The organism is Luteibacter sp. UNCMF331Sha3.1 (genome assembly GCF_900109915.1).
GTDB lineage: Bacteria > Pseudomonadota > Gammaproteobacteria > Xanthomonadales > Rhodanobacteraceae > Luteibacter.
Genome location: NZ_FOBU01000001.1, coordinates 569,757 through 591,690, shown reverse-complemented (window position 1 = coordinate 591,690; position 21,934 = coordinate 569,757). Strand labels below are relative to the sequence as shown.

At 64.9% G+C, this 21,934-nt stretch carries 22 protein-coding genes and 1 tRNA gene; 15 read left to right on the top strand and 8 right to left on the bottom strand.

The annotated features are described in order from the left end of the window. Window positions 1–326 precede the first annotated feature (326 nt). From BMX32_RS02565 to BMX32_RS02555, 3 genes are all read left to right on the top strand, one after another. Window positions 327–794 (top strand): hypothetical protein, encoded by a 468-nt coding sequence (locus BMX32_RS02565; protein ID WP_089974222.1) that lies wholly within the window; start codon window positions 327–329, stop codon window positions 792–794. A 388-nt stretch (window positions 795–1,182) separates the two neighbouring features. Next, the gene (locus BMX32_RS02560) at window positions 1,183–4,203 is read left to right on the top strand and encodes a TonB-dependent receptor (RefSeq protein WP_089974221.1); all 3,021 of its coding nucleotides are present in this window, start codon (window positions 1,183–1,185) and stop codon (window positions 4,201–4,203) included. 151 nt (window positions 4,204–4,354) lie between these two features. Further along, window positions 4,355–5,134: a hypothetical protein gene (locus tag BMX32_RS02555; RefSeq protein WP_139206659.1), complete on the top strand. Its 780-nt coding sequence runs from the start codon at window positions 4,355–4,357 to the stop codon at window positions 5,132–5,134. A gap of 105 nt (window positions 5,135–5,239) precedes the next feature. Here the strand turns inward: BMX32_RS02555 and BMX32_RS02550 are convergent, their stop codons facing one another. After that, window positions 5,240–5,680 carry a hypothetical protein gene (locus BMX32_RS02550; RefSeq protein WP_089974219.1) on the bottom strand — a complete coding sequence of 147 codons (441 nt, stop codon included), beginning with the start codon at window positions 5,678–5,680 and terminating at the stop codon, window positions 5,240–5,242. Between the two features lie 666 nt (window positions 5,681–6,346). On the opposite strand from BMX32_RS02550, the gene BMX32_RS02545 reads away from it, so the two are divergent. The 6 genes from BMX32_RS02545 to BMX32_RS02520 all read left to right on the top strand — a co-directional run bounded on the left by BMX32_RS02545 (window position 6,347) and on the right by BMX32_RS02520 (window position 12,550). Further along, on the top strand, window positions 6,347–6,649 hold the full coding sequence (locus tag BMX32_RS02545; protein WP_089974218.1) for a hypothetical protein: 303 nt from the start codon (window positions 6,347–6,349) through the stop codon (window positions 6,647–6,649). Window positions 6,650–6,777: 128 nt separating this feature from the next. Then, window positions 6,778–7,209: a hypothetical protein gene (locus tag BMX32_RS02540; RefSeq protein ID WP_089974217.1), complete on the top strand. Its 432-nt coding sequence runs from the start codon at window positions 6,778–6,780 to the stop codon at window positions 7,207–7,209. Beyond that, on the top strand, window positions 7,206–8,426 hold the full coding sequence (locus tag BMX32_RS02535; protein WP_089974216.1) for a hypothetical protein: 1,221 nt from the start codon (window positions 7,206–7,208) through the stop codon (window positions 8,424–8,426). The genes BMX32_RS02540 and BMX32_RS02535 overlap by 4 nt, the downstream gene beginning before the upstream one ends. A 134-nt stretch (window positions 8,427–8,560) precedes the next feature. Next, window positions 8,561–9,253, top strand: a complete 693-nt coding sequence (locus BMX32_RS02530; protein ID WP_139206658.1) for a hypothetical protein — start codon at window positions 8,561–8,563, stop codon at window positions 9,251–9,253. Between the two features lie 12 nt (window positions 9,254–9,265). Further along, the gene (locus BMX32_RS02525) at window positions 9,266–12,010 is read left to right on the top strand and encodes a hypothetical protein (RefSeq protein WP_139206657.1); all 2,745 of its coding nucleotides are present in this window, start codon (window positions 9,266–9,268) and stop codon (window positions 12,008–12,010) included. Window positions 12,011–12,082: 72 nt separating this feature from the next. Next, the gene (locus BMX32_RS02520; RefSeq protein ID WP_139206656.1) at window positions 12,083–12,550 is read left to right on the top strand and encodes a hypothetical protein; all 468 of its coding nucleotides are present in this window, start codon (window positions 12,083–12,085) and stop codon (window positions 12,548–12,550) included. Window positions 12,551–12,648: 98 nt separating this feature from the next. Here BMX32_RS02520 and BMX32_RS02515 read toward each other — a convergent pair whose 3' ends face one another. From BMX32_RS02515 to ftsY, 7 genes are all read right to left on the bottom strand, one after another. Then, entirely contained in the window at window positions 12,649–13,035 is a 387-nt protein-coding gene (locus BMX32_RS02515) for a hypothetical protein (protein WP_089974212.1), read from the bottom strand. Beyond that, the gene (locus tag BMX32_RS02510) at window positions 13,025–13,390 is read right to left on the bottom strand and encodes a hypothetical protein (RefSeq protein ID WP_029213943.1); all 366 of its coding nucleotides are present in this window, start codon (window positions 13,388–13,390) and stop codon (window positions 13,025–13,027) included. The genes BMX32_RS02515 and BMX32_RS02510 overlap by 11 nt, the downstream gene beginning before the upstream one ends. A 112-nt stretch (window positions 13,391–13,502) precedes the next feature. Continuing rightward, window positions 13,503–13,578, bottom strand: a tRNA-Phe gene (locus BMX32_RS02505). 66 nt (window positions 13,579–13,644) lie between these two features. Further along, window positions 13,645–13,923, bottom strand: a complete 279-nt coding sequence (locus BMX32_RS02500; RefSeq protein WP_029213816.1) for an oxidative damage protection protein — start codon at window positions 13,921–13,923, stop codon at window positions 13,645–13,647. Beyond that, complete coding sequence (mutY, locus tag BMX32_RS02495) at window positions 13,920–14,966, bottom strand: A/G-specific adenine glycosylase (protein ID WP_089974211.1); 1,047 nt, start codon at window positions 14,964–14,966, stop codon at window positions 13,920–13,922. The genes BMX32_RS02500 and mutY overlap by 4 nt, the downstream gene beginning before the upstream one ends. After that, window positions 14,963–16,000: an AsmA family protein gene (locus BMX32_RS02490; protein ID WP_029213818.1), complete on the bottom strand. Its 1,038-nt coding sequence runs from the start codon at window positions 15,998–16,000 to the stop codon at window positions 14,963–14,965. Before BMX32_RS02490 ends, mutY begins: the two co-directional genes overlap by 4 nt. Before the next feature lie 28 nt (window positions 16,001–16,028). Further along, window positions 16,029–17,180, bottom strand: a complete 1,152-nt coding sequence (ftsY, locus tag BMX32_RS02485) for a signal recognition particle-docking protein FtsY (protein ID WP_089974209.1) — start codon at window positions 17,178–17,180, stop codon at window positions 16,029–16,031. A 64-nt stretch (window positions 17,181–17,244) separates the two neighbouring features. On the opposite strand from ftsY, the gene rsmD reads away from it, so the two are divergent. The 6 genes from rsmD (at window position 17,245) to BMX32_RS02455 (ending at window position 21,930) form a co-directional block, all read left to right on the top strand. Beyond that, window positions 17,245–17,814 (top strand): 16S rRNA (guanine(966)-N(2))-methyltransferase RsmD, encoded by a 570-nt coding sequence (gene rsmD, locus BMX32_RS02480; RefSeq protein WP_089974208.1) that lies wholly within the window; start codon window positions 17,245–17,247, stop codon window positions 17,812–17,814. A 28-nt stretch (window positions 17,815–17,842) separates the two neighbouring features. Next, window positions 17,843–18,346 (top strand): pantetheine-phosphate adenylyltransferase, encoded by a 504-nt coding sequence (gene coaD / locus BMX32_RS02475; protein WP_029213821.1) that lies wholly within the window; start codon window positions 17,843–17,845, stop codon window positions 18,344–18,346. Between the two features lie 17 nt (window positions 18,347–18,363). Then, window positions 18,364–18,867: a hypothetical protein gene (locus BMX32_RS02470; RefSeq protein WP_029213822.1), complete on the top strand. Its 504-nt coding sequence runs from the start codon at window positions 18,364–18,366 to the stop codon at window positions 18,865–18,867. Between the two features lie 166 nt (window positions 18,868–19,033). Continuing rightward, window positions 19,034–19,291, top strand: coding sequence for a YfhL family 4Fe-4S dicluster ferredoxin (locus BMX32_RS02465; RefSeq protein ID WP_029213823.1), 258 nt, complete (start codon window positions 19,034–19,036; stop codon window positions 19,289–19,291). Window positions 19,292–19,341: 50 nt separating this feature from the next. Continuing rightward, window positions 19,342–21,057 (top strand): gamma-glutamyltransferase, encoded by a 1,716-nt coding sequence (gene ggt / locus BMX32_RS02460; RefSeq protein ID WP_089974207.1) that lies wholly within the window; start codon window positions 19,342–19,344, stop codon window positions 21,055–21,057. Window positions 21,058–21,066: 9 nt separating this feature from the next. Beyond that, window positions 21,067–21,930, top strand: a complete 864-nt coding sequence (locus tag BMX32_RS02455) for an MBL fold metallo-hydrolase (protein WP_089974206.1) — start codon at window positions 21,067–21,069, stop codon at window positions 21,928–21,930. Window positions 21,931–21,934: the final 4 nt, after the last annotated feature.

Below are 21,934 nucleotides of genomic sequence, written 5' to 3'. Positions count from 1 at the left end.
CGCGTCATCGCCGCGACCGTTACAGGGGGCATGCCTGTGTTCGAACCGGTTCGCCGATAGCCCACCGATATCCTTTGCTGCCCCAACGATCTGTCCGATACGCGAAGTACAAGCATCGACGAGGTCGGGTTCGCCGATGGCACCGTATGGAATGCCGCCAGGCTGCGTCTACGTTCGCGGCACCGACAAGAAGGCGGCGCCGCCGTCGATGTAGTCGATGGCAGGACACCGTGGAGCCGCGCTCCACGGTGTCCACGATGTCGCACGGGTTCGTCGGGCCGCCGGCTCATGGGGCAAAATGGGCTCTTTCCCATTCCGAGGCCGCCATGACCACACGGCACGACGATTCCTCCGGCGGCGGTACCAACGGGCGCAAGGCCGCGATTGCGGTCGTCGTGGTGGCGTTTCTCGCCTCGGCGACCACGGCGATGCTCGCCTTCACCGCCTCGCACAGCGCCCGAGAGGCCGACGCGCAGAAGTTCGCGGCGGATACGGCGGACCTGCGCGGCGTGCTCAGCGAATGGCAGGCCCAGGTGGATGCCGTGGTGCACACCGTGGCGGCGGATCGCCCGGCCGCGCTCGACGCGCTCGTCAGGCGTGGCGAAGCCCTGGCGTCGTGGAAGCCGCGCACTCCGTGCGGGCAGGAAGCGCGCGACAACCTGCGCAAGGCCATGGAGGTGCGGGTGTTGCTGCTTCGCGAGGTCGGTTCCCGCCGGGAGCCGGACGAAGCCGGGGTTCTGGCGACGACCCTTCGCGAGTGCGAGGCGAATCGGGGTAGGGACGTCACCATCTAGGGAGCAGCCCGGAGTCATGGGGATCGCTGGCCCTAGGTCGTTCATTCGTCCACCATTTCTTACGATTAAGTGTCAAGGAAACTTTTTTGAGTAAAACCTCAAAATTTCGTTGACATGACATATGTCGTCGCCCTAACTTCCATGGGCCGCGAGTGATACCCCGTCATTTGATGAGGTCTCGCGGCACGTGACCGCTTAGCGTCACCGTCGTCGTACGGGGAGGGGCACATCCGCTCGGGGGAGTGGGTGCCACGCAGCAGAAGTCCCCGGATCACGCGGTGGAGGCGAAAGCGTCCACGGCCATTCATTGGCCCTAGTGCTGGGTCATTCTGGGGAGACATCCATGCAGCTTCATTCCGTCCGCCACCGCGGAGGCCTTCGGCCGTCCATGCTGGCACTCGCTCTGGCCGTCGGTTTCGGCGCCACGGCACCCGTATTCGCGCAGTCCACCACGGGCGACATCTTCGGCCAGGTGCCCGCCGCGGCCGGCGAAAGCGTCCAGGTCGTCAGCAGCACCGGCCTGACCCGTACCGTACCCGTCGACGCACAGGGCCGCTATCGCATCGGCAACCTGCCCGTCGGTTCGTACAACGTCAGCCTGATGCGCGACGGAGCCGTCGTCGACAGCCGCAATGGCGTGCAGCTGAAGGTCGGTGGCTCCACCGACGTCTCGTTCGCCGCGGCCGCCACCACGGCGGCCAGCGCGCAGTCGCTGGACCAGGTGACGGTCACCGCCAACACGCTGCCGCCCATCGACACGTCGGCCGTGGACTCGCGCACGATCGTCACCGCGCAGACGCTTGCCCGTCTCCCGCTCGGCCGCAACGCCGAAGCGATCGCGCTGCTCGCCCCGGGCGCCGTGCCGGGCTCCAGCAACCTCGGCAACGGCCGCTACCGCACGGTGTCGTTCGGTGGTTCGGGTGCGTCCGAGAACGCGTACTACGTCAACGGTTACAACACGTCCGACCCGTATCGCAACCTGGGTGGCGTTGGCCTGCCGTACGGCGCCATCGACCAGCAGGAAGTCTATACGGGCGGCTACAGCGCCATGTACGGCCGCTCGGACGGCGGCGTGATCAGCCAGGTCGGCAAGCGCGGTACCAACGACTGGCACTTCGGTGCACAGGTCCTCTGGGAGCCGAAGTTCCTGTCGTCCACCGCCGGCAGCATCTACTACGGCAACAAGGCGCTGCCCCCGGGCTACGGCTATGCGGACGACACCCTGCCGGGTTCGATCTACCGCAACCGCCAGGACAACACCAAGTGGACCACGACCTATAGCGCGTACGTCGGCGGCCCGCTGATCAAGGACAAGCTGTTCTTCTTCGTCGCGGCGGAAGCCGAGAAGACGGAAGGCACCAGCACGGCGTCCGTCGAGGCCAACCCGGTCGCGAACAACCATTACACGTACAACCTGCCGAAGATCTACGCGAAGATCGACTGGAACATCAACGATTCCAACATCCTCGAACTGACCGGCATTCACTCGACCGACGAGCAGCGCGGCACGTACTACAATTACGACTACGCCACGCGTACCGTCGGTGGCCCGCTGGGCTCGAACGCCGATACGTCGAAGCTCACGTCGAAGTACGCCATCGCGAAGTACACCAGCTACATCACGGACGACCTGACCTTCACCGCCACGTACGGCAAGGGCTGGACGACCGATTACCTGCACAACCCGACCCCGGGTCTCGACCAGCAGCCGTACATCGACAGCCCGTTCCTGCAGAACCCGGCCTACACGGGTGGCACGCCGATCACGAACCTCAACACGTCGTCGACCACGCAGGCACCGAACGCCGGCAGCGTCACGCACGGTCTGCGCCTCGACCTCGAGTGGCAGCTCGGCGATCACCACCTGGCCGGTGGTATCGACAACATGCATTACTCGGCCGACAACGAGGGCCAGGACACCAGCGGTCCGGGTTACTACCTGCGTTATCGCAAGGCTTCGGCCGGTAACGAGAACGTGCCGATCCGTCCGTCGCAGGGCGTGGGTGCACCGGGCGGCGACGGCTACTACGTCACGCAGCGCATCTTCTCCACCGTCACCAGCATGTCGCTCGACCAGAAGGCTCAGTACCTCGAAGACCGCTGGCAGATGACCGATCGCTTCCTGCTCAGCGTCGGCGTGCGTAACGACAGCTTCAAGAACTTCAACGACAAGAACCGTCCGTACGTCAACAGCGGCCCGCAGTGGGCTCCGCGCCTCGGTGCGAGCTGGGACGTGTTCGGCGACTCGTCGCTCAAGATCTACGCCAACCTCGGGCGCTACTACCTCGCGCTGCCGAACAACGTGGCCGTGCGCGGTGCGTCGCCCTCGACGTATACGGACGTGTTCTACACCTACACCGGTATCGATTCGCTGGGCCGCCCGACGGGCCTCACCGAAATCAGCCCGGGCGCGGTGTCCCCCGATGGCGAGTACGGCCAGCCCGTCGACCCGATCGCGGTCAGCGCGCGCGACCTGAAGTCGCAGTACCAGGACGAAGGCATCGTCGGCTTCGACAAGACGCTGGGCGACGGCTGGGTGACCGGTGCGAAGGTGACGGTGCGCAAGCTGCGCAGCGCCATCGACGACGTGTGCGACACGGGCCTGCTCGGCGAGAAGATCGCGGCCAACGGCGGCGATCCCGACTCGGTGATCATCCCCGGTTGCGTGATCTTCAACCCGGGCAGCACCAACACGTTCAGCCTCGCCAACGTCGACGGCAACGGTCGTACCGAAGTGAAGATGAACCAGCAGGACTGGGGCTTCACGCAGAAGGCCAAGCGCAACTACTACGCGCTCGACCTGTACCTCGACCATCCGTTCAACGGCAAGTGGCAGGGTCGCGTCGACTACACCTTCTCGCGCAGCTACGGCAACACGGAAGGCCAGACCAAGTCCGACATCGGCCAGACCGACATCTCGAAGACGCAGGACTGGGATTCGGCCGAACTGATGCGCTACGCGAACGGCCTGCTGTCCAACGACCGTACGCACCAGATCAAGGCATACGGCGCGTATCAGCTGACGCCGGAATGGCTGGTCTCGGGCAACCTCCGTCTTGCCTCCGGCGCGCCGAAGTCGTGCCTTGGTTTCGAAGACGCCGAGGCGGATCCGGATCCGCTGGGTTACGGCTCGTCGTACCACAACTGCAACGGCATGCCGTCGCACCCGGGCGACAAGCGTAATCCGTGGTACCGCCAGCTCGATCTCGCCGTTACGTACCGTCCGAACTACTTCGACGGCAAGCTCGCCTTCGGTCTCAGCGTGTTCAACGTGACCAACGAGCGTAAGCCGCTGAACTCGTTCTCGACCTACGAGGCCGGCCCGGTCACGGTCAACAACAACTACGACCTCGGTCAGTTCTACCAGACGCCTCGCTACGCGCGCCTCACGGCCACGTACGACTTCTGATAACGCGTTTCGCTTAATACAAGAACTCAAGCCCCAGGGACGGGGCCGCTATCCCCAGATCGCCGCCTGCTCCTACAGGCGGCGCTTTTTGTGCTGTCGGTTTCAGGACTTTCGCCCCGGCGTTCGCCGGGGCCCGCGTCCCCGTGCCGGCGTGCACGACACCGTGCTAACGTTATCCCACGTCGATCATGGAACGGTTGTCATGCGGACATCGCTCAGGGCGATCCACTTCTTTCTTGCCTGCATCGCGCTCGTTGCCACGGGTTGCGCGATGGGCCCTGCACGGGCGGACGACGCTAAGGCCGACCCGGACCTGATGGAAGTGCTGAAGGGCGTGCGGATGGTGCAGTCCGGTCAGATCCAGGCCGCCATCGACGGCCCCCTCACCGACGTCGTCGATCGCTATACGACGAAATACGCGCACAGCGACAAACGCATCTATTCCGCACGCGGCCCGATGCAGTCGATGCTCTACCTCGCCAGGGCGGCGAACGCCGAGAAACGCTCCGCCATCGCGCTCGGGCCGGCATGGGGCATGGCTTATTGGGCGCGCGGATACGCATACGCCGAGATGGCGCGCTATCCCGAAGCAGAAGGGGAGCTGCGCAAGGCGGTCGTCCTGTCACCGAGCGATGCGCAGTACCAGAACGAGCTCGCCTACGCGCTGCAGGCACAACACCGGTTCGCCGATTCGCTCGCCATCTACGAACAGGTGCCCGGTATGGTCCCGCTCATGGACGACTGGCCGGACTCGCTGAAAAACGAATACCTCTGCAAGGCCTATCGAGGGCAGGGCTACGACCTTGCCGAACTCGGTCGCTTCGACGATGCGGCAAAGGCGTACGGCGAATGCCTGAAGATCATCCCGGATGAACCGAAGTCGAAAGGCGAGCTGGCGTGGATCGCTGAGCAGAAGGCAAAGAAGCATTGACGACAGAGCGCGATCTGCCAACCCGGCCGAAGTTCTGTGGGAGCTGGCTCGCCGGCGAACTGGCGGCAGCCGGCATCCTCGCCGCGACGCACAGCGTCACGCCGGTCATTCGACCGGCGCGATGACCGAGGAACCGGCCGCATCTCGGCCGACACGGATGTGCACGTAGTCGGAAAGCAACTTCAGCCCCGCCCACAGAAAGGCCAGCACGGCAACACCGCCAAGAATGCGATGCTTCCAGCTGGTGAGATTCTCGACCTTCCGCCCAAGAATCTCGACATGCCTGCGTGTCGATTCGACCGACGCTTCGATGTGCTCTAGCTGCGCCTGCATGCGTGGCACGGCCTCGACATGCCTGCGTGTCGAAGCGACCGACGCTTCAACGTGCTCGAGCTGCGCCTGCATGCGTGGGATCGCTCGGAATATTTCCACGAGCATGTTCTGGCCTATGTCATGGCCGACCCCTGCGCCGAACGCGACAGATGCACCGGACAGCTCGCGAGGGTGCGCGTGCATATTCCTGTGCTTGTCGTCGATCATGTCCATTGCGTGCTCCGCCGTCGGTGTGAACAAATCCGATCACTAAGGCGCGATTATCGTCACCCTCAAAGCTATGTCGAGGCGATTTTTCTCAAAAGTGTAGGCAGCATCCCGGCACGGAGCGTCGGCGACTTTAGGAATGCGGCGCCGCGCTGCATCACACCATCGGTACTCAGCGTTGAACTTGCGAGCGCCTACAGACAACCGCGAGTTGTTTTGCTACGTTCGCCACGTTGTCCGCGCCAACGCATACCCATGCATCGCGGACAACCATCGCCAGAGCGGTGAGAAGCGCGAGACAGAGGTGCTACCAACACCCCTGCCTCGCTGACCACAACCAACTAGCTTGGAGTCGATTAGTGGCTACCCACGATCATACGGCACCCGCACGCCCGCCGAATCCCCCCGGCGACACACCCATCGGTCAACGGGCCCGCTGCGCCACCCGCAGAGCGGACTGAAGCATTGCGCTCACGACGTTGCCCTTCGCGGTGGGAGCCAGCCTGCTGGCGATCCCCGCGATAGGGGGCAACGCAAAGCCACGTCTACACACCGACCCGGCGTCCGGCCACGGACCGCCGATGAACCCGCGAGTCCGATGATCCGCGGCACGCGTCATCGCGCGTGTGCCGCACCCGGACCAATGCATACGGAAAACCTCAAGGAAACGAGATGCCGACCCACAACGACCGATGGCTCGTTCGCCGCGCTACCTATCACGTCAACCCCGACGCCACCGCGCACGACCTGCTCAACGACGCCACCGAGTGGCTGCAGTTCGCACGCGGCCTGACGGAAATGCTCGCGGAACTCGTACACGAATCCGACACCGTCGACTGCCGCCGCATGGCGCTATCGCTCGAGGCCGTCGCGGCACTGACGCAGATGGGTGTGCAGTGCGCAGCGCAGGCTCATGCGCGCATGACGGTGGAAAACGCCGGCGGATCCGTTCGAGCTCGCTCGGTCGAGACATAGAATTTTTCTGAAAAATCGCCATCGTCGTCCATTGTGTCGTCTTGATGGGGCAGACTCTGCGATCCAAGTGAGCTTCCAGCAGCCGGAACGTCGGTGCCGGATCGAACCAGCCAACAAGGGACATACTCGTGGCTAGCTACGAAGAAACGTTCGAATGGATCGACTTCCCGCAAGGAAGGATTCGCTACGCCGGGGGGAAGCGTGGGCGGGACGAATCGCCGATAGAGACATTCGCTGCGGAAATCTATGGACGGAAATATTACGGCCAAATACGGAAGGCATTTCTGCCTGATCGGCACAACTACAAACTTGAAGTCGTGTCGTTCGGCTGGCCGAAGCATGATTGGTTTGGCACCACGCCAGATCCCCAGTATTGCGCGGCATTTAGCTCCAAAGATATCGCGGAGGTGCAGCGGCTGATCCGTCAGGCCGTACCCCGATGGCTCGCGCTTGAGGACAGGCCTTCGATCCTAACCGAGTATGCCGACTCGCACTTTGCAGACGAAGTCGTCTTCAGGCACGGCTGGGCGCTACTCAGGGATGATGAGGGTGGTGCGTGAAGGTATTCGAGCGCGCTATCGAGCGCATAAAAGTCGCAACAACCTTGGATGAGATTCGCAACGTTGCGCGCGAGTATCCCGCCTTCGCCTTCGGAAACTCCTCTGCGCTTTATAGCGGACGTGTGGGTTCGGTATCCGCCGGCGACATTGCCGTCGAGGATGCTGTGACCAATCGCACGTCGATCATCGACAGCACGCCACGTGGCCGATTTCTGGCGGATGAAAAAGTTTGGGCAGCAATACAAGACGCTGCGGATCGCATTTTCAGGTCTAATGGCGAGCTTCCAGAGGATGCACTGAGGCTTCGCGACGACTTCCTTTTCGGCAACGCGAACGCTCCGTTGCAAAGTCCCACCAGCATTCAGAACTGCCTCTGGTGCGAAGCCTCGCGTGACTTCGCCTCGTCGCTCCGCGGCGATGTAAAAGTCATCGCCGTCAACGCGAACCCGCAGCGGGTCTTCGCGCAGGTGGAGATTCCCACCGCATGGCAGAATCCCCACGTTCGGAGCCTCGGCGGCGTGCGAGTGGAGTTGCTTCGCACTACGTATGCGGCCCTGGGCGTGGAAGGTGTGCTTCCGCAGGTACAAGCCGCCTATGTGCGGGAAGCGTCTCTCGCTGGCCTGCTGTCGACGCCCGTCGCCGGGCCGGTGGCCGGCGTGCGCCGTGCTCCGGCCGCGACGTTCCGTGTGGCGCAGGTCGCGACCAAGGTGCTGGGCGCGGCCGCTACCGCTTACGACGGCGTCGCGTCGGTACGTCAGGCGATGCGCTTGAGCGAGCAGGGCAACGACACGGGTGCGCAGTCGCATATCGTCGGCTCGGTGGCGCGTAGCGTCGGTGGGTGGGGCGGTGCGGCGCTGGGTGCGTCCGCGGGCGCGGCGCTCACTGCCGAGACCGGGCCGGGTGCGTTGCTTGGCGGCGCCGTTGGCGGTATCGCAGGCGCTGTCGCCGGGGACAGGCTGGCGGCGTGGATCGATCGCCATCGCATCAACCATCAGACGGACGTCGAACGATATCGCTGGGCGCTACCAGGTGACCCTGTTGCGAGTAAACGAACCCGACGCGGTCGACCGCCACCGTATCGAGCGATCGCTGGAAGCTCTCGCAGAACTGAAGCAAGTGAGCGTCCGGTGCGCGGTGTCGACGGGTACGCGCATAGCGATCGAGCTCGCCGAGCTCTTCAGCTGAGATCACCTGTCCACGACATGGAAGTTTTCTGAAAAATCGTCGCCGGCGGCCACTACGCTGCCGTGATAGGTCAAACTTGCTGTCCCAGGAAGAACGTCCGTCATCCCGACCACGGAAGGAGTGAGAGATGTCGAGAGACCTCTCGTGTCGCGCAAAGGTTGCGTTGGTGTTTGCATTCTACAGTGCCTTCACGGTCGCGCCGGCCGCAGGGGCAATCCGCGATCGCTCGACCGCTTTTTCAGAGAACGCGGAGGCCGAATTTACTTTCTTCGAACAGATGCTTCGTTCGTTGACAACCACCAAAACTCAGTTCTCTCTGGGTGAACATTCAGTGCGTGTTGCGAACGCGTCAAGGCCGGATGGCAGCGCTTGGCAAGCGGCTACCCGATCACGGCACGAGGAAGCGGTTCGCGCTGTTAAGCAATTAATGTCGTTTCTATCGACCCTGAAAGATCGCGATGAACTGAGCCCTGAATTCGTTGGGCGCTACTTTGGCGTCTCCATGACTGATCAGATGGATGGTTGGCTCTATATCAGTCGACCACTCGCCGGCGGATGGAGCTATGCGCTCGCGATAACGCTTGGTAACAAGAGCATCAAACGAGGATTCTCGTTCAGATTCTACAATCAGGATCGACGCGCCGACCCAACGCCGGTCTGCCTGCTGACCCTCAAGAATCTGCGCCGGGACCTGGCGGCAGCGGGCTATGAAGAGAGCGTTACGCCAACCGAGATTGGTGGCGCCGCCTGGATCAATTTTGTCCGCGGCGATATAGACCTGATTGTCATAGCGCAGGATCTGGTCGCTGCACCGAACGGCGATCATTGTCTCCGGGGCATAGCCACCGCTGACGGTTAACAGGAGAAATGCATGTCAAAACGGACCTTGCGACTTGAGTCGGCCATAGGGTACTTCGCGCAATGCGAAGGCGTTTCGGCGAAGAATGTTGATCGACTCAGAGCCTTGCTCGAAGCCGATAGTGGTGTCGCGAGGACGCTGACCGGCGCAGTGGAAGGTGGTCGATTGCGCGGCTTTTCTTTGGGTGCTGATGGTGCACCGAGTAGATCGATGGGGCATTACGACCGCGCTAGCGGCATCGTCACGCTTCCGCCGGCCGTCTTCGCCGATATCAGCGACTATGATTTGAACGCTGTCCTGCGTGTTCAAGCGATGATGGTGGAGCTTTCGGCGAAGCAGGTCGCTGACGGTCGGGGTGAGGGGTGGTTCGTCACTCAGGATATGCTCGACAACCTCCAGAACACGATCAACCAATCTCCTGTTCTTGTCGCGGAGATGGGGCGCGCCACCATGACACATGATGCAAGGGCTTCAGATCACCGTGTCATCGAGTCATTCGACTTTGTAAAGTCAGGTGGTTTGGGCGGTAGCTTCGACACATCGGCGCGCACGATGAACTTCGTGCCCGAGTCGTTGATGACGACGTCTCCGCCGGGAAGCAGGATAAAGTACAACGCGCACGATCTTACATTTGTAATAGGTCACGAAATCCAGCACGGTTTCAATGCAAAGCAGGTTGCGGACGAGAGGTCTGCCTTCATTCGTGAAGTGCGTGAGCTCGCGAGGACGCCCGGCCCGATCCACGACTATACGCAATTGATCGAGCAGCGCATTCGTTCCGCACGTAACGACGAAGCTATCGCTGAAATTGCTGGTTGGAACGCGTTGATTAGCCGAGTCCAGTCCGATGGTAGTGCCGCAACGCTTGCAAATGTTTTTAGCGTGGCGAGAGGCCGAGCGATCGATTTCGTGGAGCTACCTCAACCGAACAAGTTCACGTTCCGGGACAACTTGGACGCAAACACTGACCTCTCGATAGATGTCACTCCGGCCAACATAGAAGCCATGGGATACAACTACTTCGACCGGCCGGTCTACCCTGAGCCAGGGGATACCCGGCAGCCCATGCATCTCGGCCCCGGTGGAGTGTCAGATTACCGAAACTATTACGCCGGGTGGGCAGTTGCGACCATTGCTCATGAAGAGTCGAAATTTCATCGTGGAGGCGACCGGCCAGAGATCCGGATCAATATGCGGCAGGCCGGCCTCGATGAAGAGATGATGGAGAGGGCGGGCCTTAATCTTCGGCCGGCGGAGTCACTTCCCTATTTGGACAGCAGTACACAGCCGTCGGCGCTGCATCGGTTCGATCACACGGCGGATGGGCCGAACCGTTTCAAGAACATTCCGATTGCCGCCGACGCGGCTGAGTCTGGAGCTGCGGGCCTGCCTGCTCTGGATCGTCGTGGCGAAGATGATCAGTCCACGGCATCCGGCTCGGAGGATTCGGACAACACGACGGCGATCGGCGCGCTCGTGCAGAAGCACGATGCCCCGGCTGAGCATGTCACCGTACCGCTCGGCGTCGCGCCTCGCACCATCGGGTTAGCCTGGCCGGGCTTTGGCCGCGGAAGCGACGAGCGCGCCGCTACGTCCGGGTCCGACGGGCGAGCGGCGGTACCTCATGACACCCGTGACGCGCCGGGCCGGCCTGCGGATTCGCCGATCTTCGGCGCGGCGGAACAGCATCGCTTGTATCGCGACGCCATGCGTCGCCAGCGCGAAGAGCAAGCGGAGACATTGCAACGTGAGCAGGATGCGCGCGATGAGAGGCGGCGAGCGGACGATCGCGCTGCGGATGACCGGACGTGGGACGAACGGGCGTATCGCTATCACGCCGACGAAAATCGATACAGGCAGCACCACGAGGCGCTCGATAGCGAGCGGCGATTCGTCGACACGCCGATCCTTGGGAGTCGGTCCGACGACCAACGCGTGTCGCCCAAGACCGAAGCGGCGCGACGTGCGCTGGCAGAAACCCACGCGCCGGCAAGCCACCGCCAGGAAGCGTTGCGCCATGCGTCGCGTATCGAGGGGGAGGGCGGCGATCCCGGGAGCCGGCCACTCGCGGATCGATCATGGGAACGCGTGCCGGAATCCCCCGTGGTGATGGAATCGGAGCACGAACGGTCGATGCGTGAAGTAGAGCGTCCCCAACCGATACCCGATCCGTCGGCGATCGACGCTATCTGGCTCAGGAACCTCGACACGCCACGCTGGGACGAGGCCCGGGACGTCGACCACATCCTGTTTCAGCGGGACGACAGCCACGCCAACGGGCGTACGGTCGCGTACGACGACCCGTTTCCGCATGCGGTGGATCCCATCGCCAGTCCCGGCGCGCCCGACCCCTACGCCAACATCGATCCAGCCGACCCGTTTTCGTACAACCCGTATCTCCCCGGCATGCCCGAGGAAGACAAGGACATGGCCGACATGTGGCTGGCCCTTCAGTCGAACAACACGCAAGCCATCGACAGGGCGTTCGACAAACTGGCGCAGCGACCCGAGGTACAACAGCTGCTGGACGAGGCCGCCGACATCCTGGAGCGCGAGCGCATCGAACTCGCGGCGCAGCGCCAGGCGGCGCTGGCCGAACAGCGGCGGATCGACGAAATGATCCGCGCCCAACGGGAAGCCGAAGCGCAGCAGCACGGACCGGTGAAGGTGCTCACGCTCGGCCTGCAACCGCTGACGGCGATGGACATCGGCGGTGGTTCTGGCGGCGACGGCGGTGGTGGCGACGGCGGCGGTTGAGTTTCAGTCGACGAAGGAAAGGAACATCCAATGGACAGGTACCGAAATGAGCGTGGTGCGCATGCCCCGGCCATGCAACTCATCGCGTTGCAGAAAATGGCGGACACGCAGGCAGCCAGGCTGGAGCGGACGATCCGGCAGGAAGCGGAAGCAGCCAGCCGATTGTTCGACGTGCAGGTCACCGCATGCCTGAAGGCGGCGCGCGCCGAGCAGGACATCGTGTTCGACCAGATGAAGGCCGCGGTGCGACGGGTCCAGATGTCGCACGACATGTTCTTCCGCTATCGCCGAGGCCTCTACATCGGGGTCGGAAGCCTGCTCGCACTGTCGGTCGTCAGTCTCGTGATCGTCTATCAGGCCTTGTTCGGTCACTACAGGCAGGAGTACGCACGACTGATCTCGGAGGTCGCGTATCTGAAAGCGATCGACGCGGCGGACGTCGCACCGTGTGGTAACGGGCGGCTGTGTGCGCGTATCAGCAAGAGCGGGGCGCGCTTCGGCGCGAAAAACGAATACCGGCTCGTCGAGCCGAGAAAATAATCGGCAGTTCGCGATGCACCCGAAAGCGTTGCGTCAGCCGTGTATCTGTCGCGACGTTGGCGCAGCGCTGGTACCGATGCATCGCGCCGATGTAGCACTCAGTGGCTCGTGTACCTGGCCGCTGTGAACGCGAAGGTCGCCAGAATCAGGGCAGTGGCCACGAACCATTTGATGAGGTCCGAACGGACGGCCTCGATCTTTGTCGCCTGGGCTTCGATCCTGTTCCCTTGCGCCTCGATGGCGAGTTTCAGTTCGCCGCCCAGTTTCTCGAGCGCCTGGCTCGTAGCCATATGGCTGAGGGTCGTCTCGATGCGTACGAGTCGTTCGCGCACATCGGTGACATTTTTCTCAAGCTCGCGAACACGTGATTCCATGCGCCCATCATGAGGTCCGTCACCACCACCGTCAACGCCGCGCGCGACACCGTTGTTGCCTCCAGCAACGTAGTCGGTGCCCGTAATTTTGAATCGGCGCTCACTGACCATCCATCCCTTCCTTTGCCGGATTCGTTTCCATCCAGTTCGTGACGATTTCGCGAGCCGACATCCACATGGTTCCGCACCGAACGCAGGTAAGCAGAATCACTGGGATGGTGTATTCGCTGGGATCCGGGTCTTGTCGTCCCATGACCAGCATCGGACCGGAGAGCTCGGTGTCTCCCGCCAGCTTCCACTTCGGGTCGCCGCAACGCCAGCAACGTGTCTCTACATCGAGTGCGATATGGAACCTTGCGAGGTCAGTTGCCTTGATCGGCACGATGTCTCGATCCGGAACGTTTTCCATGGCGCCACCTGCTCCCATGATCACGCAGGATGCATCGGGATCAGCGTTTTGAGCCATGGCCGCTGCCCGCCGACGAGTGTCGGACGAAATCCTGGCCGACATTGGCGCAGATCTGACGCGGGGCCGGAAAAAAAGAAACGGCCCGCATCGCTGCGAGCCGTCAGAAAAATGGTGGCTCGGGACGGAATCGAACCGCCGACACGGGGATTTTCAATCCCCTGCTCTACCAACTGAGCTACCGAGCCACGGGTGCCTGCAACGAGCGTTGCGGCGAGTGGAGCCGCGTATTAAATCGGGTGTGGGCGTCGGCGTCAAGCGTCCTTTTCGGGCGGGACGTAACCGGCGGGCTGGACGACGTCGCCGCCGAAGAAATATTTCTCCATTTCGCCGCTCAGGAACGTGCGCGTCTTGGGGTCGAGCGGGGAGAGGCGCATCTCGTTGATGAGCATGGTCTGGTGGCTGAGCCACTGGGCCCAGGCTTCCTTCGACACGTTGTCGTAGATGCGCTTGCCGAGGTCGCCGGGCCAGGGGGCGAAGTCGAGGCCTTCGGCCTCGCGGCCGAGCTTCACGCAATGGACCATGCGCGTCATGGGGTGATCTCCGGAAGATTGGCTAACAGTGTGCGGACGGGCGCCGGGAGGCCAAGGGCGGCGATCTCGTCGCGGTCGCACCAGCGGCGGTCGTCGTGCCCCGCCACGGCGGCGAGCGGGGCCGCATGGTCGAACAGGATGGGCGATACGTCCAGCCGGTAGTGGCTGAACACATGGGTGAAGGCGGGCAGGGGATCCGCGTCACCGATGCGGGCGAAGCTCGCCGCCACCCCGGAGGCGGCATGGGCGTCCGTCGCCTCCGGCAGGCTCCACAGGCCGGACCAGACGCCTTGCGGCCCCCGCTTTTCGAGTAGCACGCGGCCGCGCGCGTCGCGCAGCAGGAGCATGGCGAGCGCGCGCGTGGGAATCTTCTTGCCGGGCTTCGCCGTGGGCAGCACCGCCGTCAGGCCGTCGCGATGGGCGACGCATGTCGCCGCCTGCGGGCAGAGCAGGCACAGCGGCTTGCTGCGCACACAGACCGTGGCGCCGAGGTCCATGATCGCCTGCGTGTAGTCGGCGGTGCGCTCCGCGGGCGTGTGGTCGTCGGCGTGGGCCCAGAGTCGCTTTTCGATGGCGCTCTCGCCCGGGAAGCCGGCGATGCCGTGGTACCGCGTCAGCACGCGTTTGACGTTGCCGTCTAGGATCGGGAATCGGAGACCGTAGGCCTGGGCGAGGATCGCGCCGGCGGTGGAGCGGCCGATGCCGGGCAGGGCGATCAATGCATCGAGATCGCGCGGGAGTTCGCCGCCGTGTCGTTCGACGCAGAGCTGTGCCGCGCGATGCAGGAATCGCGCCCGCCGGTAGTAGCCGAGGCCCGACCACAGCGCGAGCACCGTGTCTTCGTCCGCTTCGGCGAGCGACGCCAGCGTGGGCAGACGTTCGACGAAACGCTGGAAGTAACCGATGACGGTCACGACCTGGGTCTGCTGCAGCATGATTTCCGACAGCCACACGCGATACGCGTCGCGCGGATGCTGCCAGGGCAGGTCCTTGCGGCCGTGGTGGTCGAACCAGCGCAGCAACTCGCGCGCGAAGGGCTTCATGGCGGTGCGGCTGCCGTGGAAGCGGGCGCGGGGGTGTCCGGGGTCGCGCGGATGCGCAGGCCCGTGGCGTGCACGCTGCCCAGGTCGACGTTCTTCGCCTCGACGGTGCCGAGCAACGGCGGCAGCGTGGGCGAGCCTCCGGCGCGGATGCCGCTCCACCATTCGCCGATCGCGAGCGGGGGAATGCGGAGGTCGGTGTGGTCGTTCTCGCCATCGAGCTTGAGCGCGACGTACAGCGGATCCTGCTGGTTCGCGGGCGTGACGGTCAGCACGATGTCGTAAGGCGGCCCCGCTTCGCGCGTGACGCGCCCGGCGAGCGACGCGCCCACGTCGGCCGCGCCGCGCCATGTGGCATCGCCGCGAAGCGTCGCGTCGAAGCGCGATGCGCTGGCGACGTTGAGCTTCGCATCGCCGAGCGTCAGCACGCCGCGGCTCAGCGTCGGCGTGGTTTCGAGATCGAGCGAGTAGGGCGTGGCGTCCGCGGTGTGCGCGGCGAACGCGAGGGTGAAGGGCAACCCGTTCGCGAGCCTGCCGGCGTCGATGTCGACGTCGGAAAGAAGCAACTGGTTTCCACGGATCAACGTGCCCCGCGTCACGCGGAAGCCTGCGTCGATCGTGGGCAGGATGGCGCCGGCCGTCGACGGGCGCGACGGCAGGGTGTCCAGGTAATCGGAGATCGCGCCGACGTCGATGCGCGCGCCTTCGATCTCGAGCCGGGAAATGCGTGTCTCGCTGCCGAGCAGCGTGTTCCAGGGCAGCACGAGCTTGCCGCGCGACGCGACGATCAACGGTGCCGTCGCCTCCTGCGCGCGCAGCGTCAATCCGTCGAGTTCGAGCGCGGGCTTCGGCCACAGCGTGGGACTGGCCGGGCTGGCGAGCGTGAGCTCGAGTCCGGCGGCGCGGGCGCGCGATTGCAGCAGCGCCGTGAAGCGCTCGGGTTGCAGCACCACGTACGTGGCGACGAACGCCGCGAGCACCACCATGAGGATGAGCCCGCCCACCCCCAGCAACGCGATCCGGAGTCGCCGGTTCACCGCAGCGACCCTTGCTTCGCCGTCCTCATCAGCTGCCGATGGTGGTCGGGAGCAGGCCGTCGACGAAGGCTTCGGCATCGAACTCGCGCAGGTCGGTGGCGGTTTCGCCAAGGCCGACGTAGCGGATCGGCAGGCCGAATTCGCGCGCGAGCGCGAACATGACGCCGCCCTTGGCGGTGCCATCGAGCTTGGTGACGACCAGGCCCGTCACGCCGGCGGTGTCGCGGAACTGACGCAGCTGGCTGATCGCGTTCTGGCCCGTGGTGCCGTCGATCACCATCAGCACTTCGTGCGGCGCGCTCGCGTCGAGTTTCTTCATCACGCGGCCGATCTTGCCGAGCTCGTCCATCAGTCCACCCTGCGTGTGCAGGCGGCCGGCGGTGTCGGCGATCAGCACCTGCGTGCCGCGCGAACGCGCCGCCTGCAGGGCGTCGAAGATCACGCTCGCGGAGTCGGCGTCCTGACCCTGCGAGACCACCGGCACCTTGTTGCGCTCGCCCCACGTCTTCAGCTGCTCGACGGCGGCGGCGCGGAACGTGTCGCCGGCGGCGAGCATCACGCTGCGTCCCTCGTCGGAATAGCGGCGCGCGAGTTTGCCGATGGTGGTGGTCTTGCCCACGCCGTTGATGCCGACGGTGAGGATCACGAAGGGCGAGGGCGACGAGACATCGAGCGGCCGCTCGACGGGCTTCAGCATCGCGACGAGCGCTTCGCGCAGGGCCTTGAGCAGCACGCCCGCGTCGGCGAATTCGCGCTTGTGCATGCGCTTGCGCAGGTCTTCCACCAGACGCGTGCTGGCATCGACGCCGACGTCGGCGGTGATCAGCGCGGTTTCCAGTTCGTCGAGCAGATCGTCGTCGAGCTTCGGGTGGCGGACGAAGAGCGACGTCAGGCTCTTCGCGAACCCGCTGCCCGACAGGCGCTCGCGCCAGCTGCGCTTGGCGGGCCGCTCGGCCGTCGGCGCGGTCTCGCGCGCGGCCTCCACGACGGCGGCTTCTTCCGCCTCGACCTCGACCTCGGGCGGCTGCGGCTCGGGCGCCGGGGCTTCGGCCAGCGACTCGGACGTCGCCGCGCCGGGTTCGGCGAGCGCGGGATCGGCGGAGCGGTCGACGAGTTCCCCGGCTGCCGGGGACTCCGTCGGCGTGGGTTCCGCGGGCTTCTTCTTCCAGAACTTGAGCATTGCGCGAAGGATTCAAAGACAATGGGCGAATGCTATCACCCCCGCCCTCACTGGCCGCTGAGCGATGAGCGTCGGCCGCATCCGCGTCATCGGCGGCACCCTGCGCAATTCGCGGATCGAGGTGCCCGACCTGCCGGGCCTCCGGCCCACGACCGATCGCGTCCGCGAAACCCTGTTCAACTGGCTGCAGCCGGTGGTGGAGGGCGCGCGCTGCCTCGATCTCTACGCCGGCACCGGCGCGCTGGGTATCGAAGCGCTGTCGCGCGGCGCCGCGTCGGTCACGTTCGTCGAGCGCGAGCCTGGGCTGGCTGCCGCGCTCAAGGCGAATCTGGCCCGGCTCAAGGCGCCGGCGGGCGACGTCGCCCGCGACGACGCCGCGCGCTGGTTGCAGGGCTCGGCGCGACCGTTCGATCTCGTCTTCCTCGATCCGCCGTTCGCGCTCGATGCCTGGGCCGACACGGCGCGCCGCCTTGAGGACGGCGGCTGGCTGGCGCCGCGGGCATGGATCTACGTGGAAGCCCCGCGTGGCGCCGTCTTCGACTTGCCCGACACGTGGCTGCCGCATCGCCAGGGGCAGGCTGGGGACGTCGCTTACGCCCTCTATCGCCGCACACCGGCCGATCCGCTAAGCTAGCCCGCGATTTCCCCCGACCCGTCCCGTCATGACCCTCTCGCCGGCCAATCCGCGACTTGCCGTGTATCCCGGCACGTTCGATCCCATCACGAACGGCCACGCCGACCTCGTGTCGCGCGCCGCGCCGCTGTTCGATCGGATCGTGGTCGCCGTGGCGGAGAGCAGCAGCAAGGGCCCGGGCTTCAGCCTCGGCGAGCGCATCGCGCTGGCACGTCTGGCCCTCGCCGATCTGCCCAACGTCGAGGTGCGGGGCTTCAACTGCCTGCTGGCCGATTTCGTCACCGAGATCGGCGCGGGCGTCATCCTTCGCGGCCTGCGCGCCGTGTCGGACTTCGAATACGAATTCCAGCTCGCGAGCATGAACCGTCACCTGATTCCGCAGGCCGAGACGCTGTTCCTGACGCCGGCGGAGCAGTACAGCTTCATCTCCTCCTCGCTCGTGCGTGAAATCGGTCGCCTGGGTGGCGATATTTCCGGCTTCGTGCATCCGGCGGTGCAGCAGGCCATGCGTCAGCGTTGGCGCAACTCTTGAAAACAAAGGTGATCATCATGCGTAAGTTCGTCCTCGCCGCGTCCGTGGCCCTGACCGCCGCCCTGGCCCTCACGGCCTGCAACAAGTCGGAAGACACCGATCAGGCTGCCACGCAGCAGGAAGCCGCCGTCGCGAAGCCGACCAGCCCGACCGACACGAAGGCCTGGAGCCAGTACTTCGGCCAGATCGTGCGCAAGAACATGCAGGGCATGACCGCCGACCGTCCGTTCCCGTACTTCGTGCCGGCCGGCGACGACCAGAACGGTCAGGACGGCCGCGCCCGTCAGCTCGAGAACGTGCAGGGCACCGTCGCCCGCGGCGTCACCCCGGGCAACATGCTCGTGTTCGGTGGCCCGGAGTCGGCCAAGACCGCCGATCTCATGATCGAAGCGTTCAAGGGCGCCAACGCCGGCTCGTTCAAGAACGTGATCGTGCTCTTCATCGGCGACCAGGCCGACCAGCAGCGCGTGGCCGATGCCGTCGCACCGAGCGGCGCGACCTTCCGCTTCGTCGCGATGTAATCGGGCGGGGCAACCCGCCGTGGAAGGGCGCCGCTTGCGGCGCCCTTTTTTTTCCGGTGGGAGCCAGCCTGCTGGCGATGGGTGCTTGCCGCGAGCGCCCATCGCCAGCAGGCTGGCCCCTACGGCGCACCGAGCGCCCGATGAGCTATTGGGCTAAAATTCGGTCATGTCCCTCATGATCATCGACACCTGCGTCAACTGCGACGTCTGCGAGCCCGTGTGCCCCAACAAGGCCATCTCGCTGGGCGAGCAGTATTACGTGATCGATCCGGCCCTCTGCACCGAGTGCGTCGGCCATTTCGACAACCCGCAGTGCGTCGAGGTGTGCCCGGTGGAGTGCATTCCGCACGACCCGGACCACGTGGAATCGCATGAACAGCTCATGCTCAAGTACGAGCACCTGATGGCCCGCGCGGCTTCCTGAGCCGGCATCGGTTAATCTCCGGGGTAGAGATATCCCGGAGACTCATCCCCATGGTCCATGCACCGTCGTGGCGCGTCGTCGCCGCGAGCCTGTTTCTTGTTGCCGGCGCCGGCTCGGCCGCCGCCGAAAAGGCTCCTGAAAAAACGGCCCCCGCCGCGTCGCGCGGCCCCGGCCACGCCGCCATCGCCAGCGCGAACTTCCTGGCCACGAACGCCGGTTTCGAAGTGCTCGGCAAGGGCGGCAACGCGTTCGACGCCGCCGTCGCCGTATCGTCCACCCTCGCCGTCGTGGAGCAGCAGAGCTCCGGCATCGGCGGCGGCTTTCTCGCGCTGCTGCACCGCGCGTCCGACAAGAAAAACATCTTCATCGACGCGCGCGAGACCGCACCGAAGGCGGTCGACATGAAGGTCTACGTCGGCAAGGACGGCAAACCGGACCGCGACGTGTCCACCAACGGCCCGCTATCGGCCGGCATTCCCGGCGAGCCTGCCGGACTGGTGTGGATGGCCGAGCATTACGGCAAGCTGCCCCTCGCGGTGTCGCTCGCTCCGGCTATCCGCATCGCGAAGGAGGGCTTCCAGCCCGACAAGCGTTTCCTCGGCACGATCGACGACCGCAAGGACGTGCTCGCGCGCTATCCGGCATCGGCTGCCATTTTCCTTCCCGGCGGCAAGGTGCCGACGCCGGGCTGGACGCTGCGCCAGCCGGATCTCGCGAAGACGCTCGAGCGCATCGCGGCGAAGGGCGTCGACGGCTTCTACAAGGGCGAGACGGCGAAGCTGCTGGTCTCGGCGTCGCGTAGCGCGGGCGGCAACTGGACGGCCGCGGATCTCGAAGCCTACAAGGTGAAGGAGCGCGAGCCGCTGTCCGTCGATTACAAGGGCTATCGGGTCATCCTCGCGCCGCCGCCCTCGTCGGGCGGCGTGGCGATCGCCGAGATCCTCAACATCCTCTCGGGCTTCGACCTGTCGAAGGTCGACGTGGCACATGCGACCCACCTCACCATCGAGTCGATGCGTCGCGCGTTCCGCGACCACAACGAATACCTGGGCGACCCGGATTTCGTCACGATGCCGCTCGACATGCTGCTGTCGCGTTTCTATGCCGATGGCCTCCGCGCGACGATCTCGCCGGACAAGGCCACGCCGTCCGACCTGCTGCCCACGGCCATGGCGCCCGAGCCCGGCATGCATACGACGCATTTTTCGGTGATCGACGCCGACGGCAACATGGTCGCCTCGACGCTCACGGTGAACCTGGAATTCGGCTCGGCCTTCGTCGCCGCGGGCACCGGCGTGGTGCTCAACGACGAGATGGACGACTTCGCGCTCGTGCCGGGCCAGCCGAATGCCTTCGGTTTGCGCGGCGCGCTCGCCAACGCGCCGGAGCCGGGCAAGCGCATGCTGTCGTCGATGTCGCCGAGCTTCGTGTTCGGCGCCGACCGCACGGCGGTCATCGGTTCGCCGGGTGGTTCCACCATCATCACGCAGGTACTCGAGGGCATCCTCGCCTTCGTCGATGGCAAGAGCGCGTCGGAGATCACCGCGCAGAAGCGCTACCACCACCAGTACCTTCCCGACCGTGTCGACGTGGAAGACGGCGCGTTCGACGCCGCCACGACGAAAACGCTGACCGACATGGGTCACACGCTGCGCAAGCGTTCGCCCTGGGGCTTCATGAACGTGGTGACCTGGGACCACCGGACAAATACGCTGGACGCCGCGAGCGACCCGCGTCGTCCGTCGGGCCTTGGCAAGGTGCAGTAGGGCGCGCGCATGAAACTCTGGTCACTTATCGGCAACTCGCAGCAGCTCGACGGCGGCGCGATGTTCGGCAACGCGCCGCGGGCGATGTGGTCGCGCTGGATCGCGCCCGACGAGCAGAACCGCATTCCCCTCGCATGCCGCTGCCTGCTCGTCACCGACCTCGACGGCCGCAACGTGCTGTTCGAAACGGGCATCGGCGCGTTCTTCGAACCGTCGATGCGCGAGCGCTACGGCGTGGTGGAAGACCGCCACGTCCTGCTCGATTCACTGGCCGAGGTCGGGCTGACGCACGAGGACATCGATGCGGTCGTGCTGTCGCACCTGCATTTCGACCACGCGGGCGGCCTGCTCGCGCCATGGGAGGAGGGCGCGGAACCGCGACTGCTCTTCCCGAAGGCCCGTTTCCTCGTCGGCGCGGAACACTGGGCTCGCGCACGCGACCCGCACCCGCGCGACCGGGCGTCCTTCATTCCCGAGATCGTGCGGCTGCTCGACGAAAGCGGCCGGCTGGAGCAGGTCGAGCCGGGCGTGCCCTCGTCGCTGGGCGACGCGGTGCGTTTCGATTTTTCGGAAGGCCACACGCCCGGTCTCATGCTGGCCGAGGTAGGCGGGGTAGCGTTTTGCGCCGACCTCATCCCGGGCCGTGCCTGGGTGCACCTGCCGGTGACGATGGGCTACGACCGCTGGCCCGAGAAGCTCATCGACGAGAAAAAGACATTCCTTGACGACAAGATGGCTCGCGGGGTGAAGCTGTTCTTCACCCACGACCACGGCTGCGCGATGGCGGCGGTCGAACGGGATGCTAAAGGCCGCTACGTGGCGGTCGATATGGTGGAAATGCTGGTGGGGGCAGAACCCCTCGCCGGCGCATGATGGG

Coding starts and splice junctions, on each gene's coding strand:
- BMX32_RS02525 (WP_139206657.1), top strand. CDS start 9,266: ATGTCAAAACGGACCTTGCGACTTGAGTCGGCCATAGGGTACTTCGCG.
- ftsY (WP_089974209.1), bottom strand. CDS start 17,180: ATGCTCAAGTTCTGGAAGAAGAAGCCCGCGGAACCCACGCCGACGGAG.
- BMX32_RS02470 (WP_029213822.1), top strand. CDS start 18,364: ATGCGTAAGTTCGTCCTCGCCGCGTCCGTGGCCCTGACCGCCGCCCTG.
- ggt (WP_089974207.1), top strand. CDS start 19,342: ATGGTCCATGCACCGTCGTGGCGCGTCGTCGCCGCGAGCCTGTTTCTT.
- rsmD (WP_089974208.1), top strand. CDS start 17,245: ATGAGCGTCGGCCGCATCCGCGTCATCGGCGGCACCCTGCGCAATTCG.
- BMX32_RS02500 (WP_029213816.1), bottom strand. CDS start 13,923: ATGACGCGCATGGTCCATTGCGTGAAGCTCGGCCGCGAGGCCGAAGGC.
- BMX32_RS02545 (WP_089974218.1), top strand. CDS start 6,347: ATGCCGACCCACAACGACCGATGGCTCGTTCGCCGCGCTACCTATCAC.
- BMX32_RS02465 (WP_029213823.1), top strand. CDS start 19,034: ATGTCCCTCATGATCATCGACACCTGCGTCAACTGCGACGTCTGCGAG.
- BMX32_RS02455 (WP_089974206.1), top strand. CDS start 21,067: ATGAAACTCTGGTCACTTATCGGCAACTCGCAGCAGCTCGACGGCGGC.
- BMX32_RS02520 (WP_139206656.1), top strand. CDS start 12,083: ATGCAACTCATCGCGTTGCAGAAAATGGCGGACACGCAGGCAGCCAGG.
- coaD (WP_029213821.1), top strand. CDS start 17,843: ATGACCCTCTCGCCGGCCAATCCGCGACTTGCCGTGTATCCCGGCACG.
- BMX32_RS02510 (WP_029213943.1), bottom strand. CDS start 13,390: ATGGCTCAAAACGCTGATCCCGATGCATCCTGCGTGATCATGGGAGCA.
- BMX32_RS02550 (WP_089974219.1), bottom strand. CDS start 5,680: ATGGACATGATCGACGACAAGCACAGGAATATGCACGCGCACCCTCGC.
- BMX32_RS02560 (WP_089974221.1), top strand. CDS start 1,183: ATGCTGGCACTCGCTCTGGCCGTCGGTTTCGGCGCCACGGCACCCGTA.
- mutY (WP_089974211.1), bottom strand. CDS start 14,966: ATGAAGCCCTTCGCGCGCGAGTTGCTGCGCTGGTTCGACCACCACGGC.
- BMX32_RS02565 (WP_089974222.1), top strand. CDS start 327: ATGACCACACGGCACGACGATTCCTCCGGCGGCGGTACCAACGGGCGC.
- BMX32_RS02515 (WP_089974212.1), bottom strand. CDS start 13,035: ATGGTCAGTGAGCGCCGATTCAAAATTACGGGCACCGACTACGTTGCT.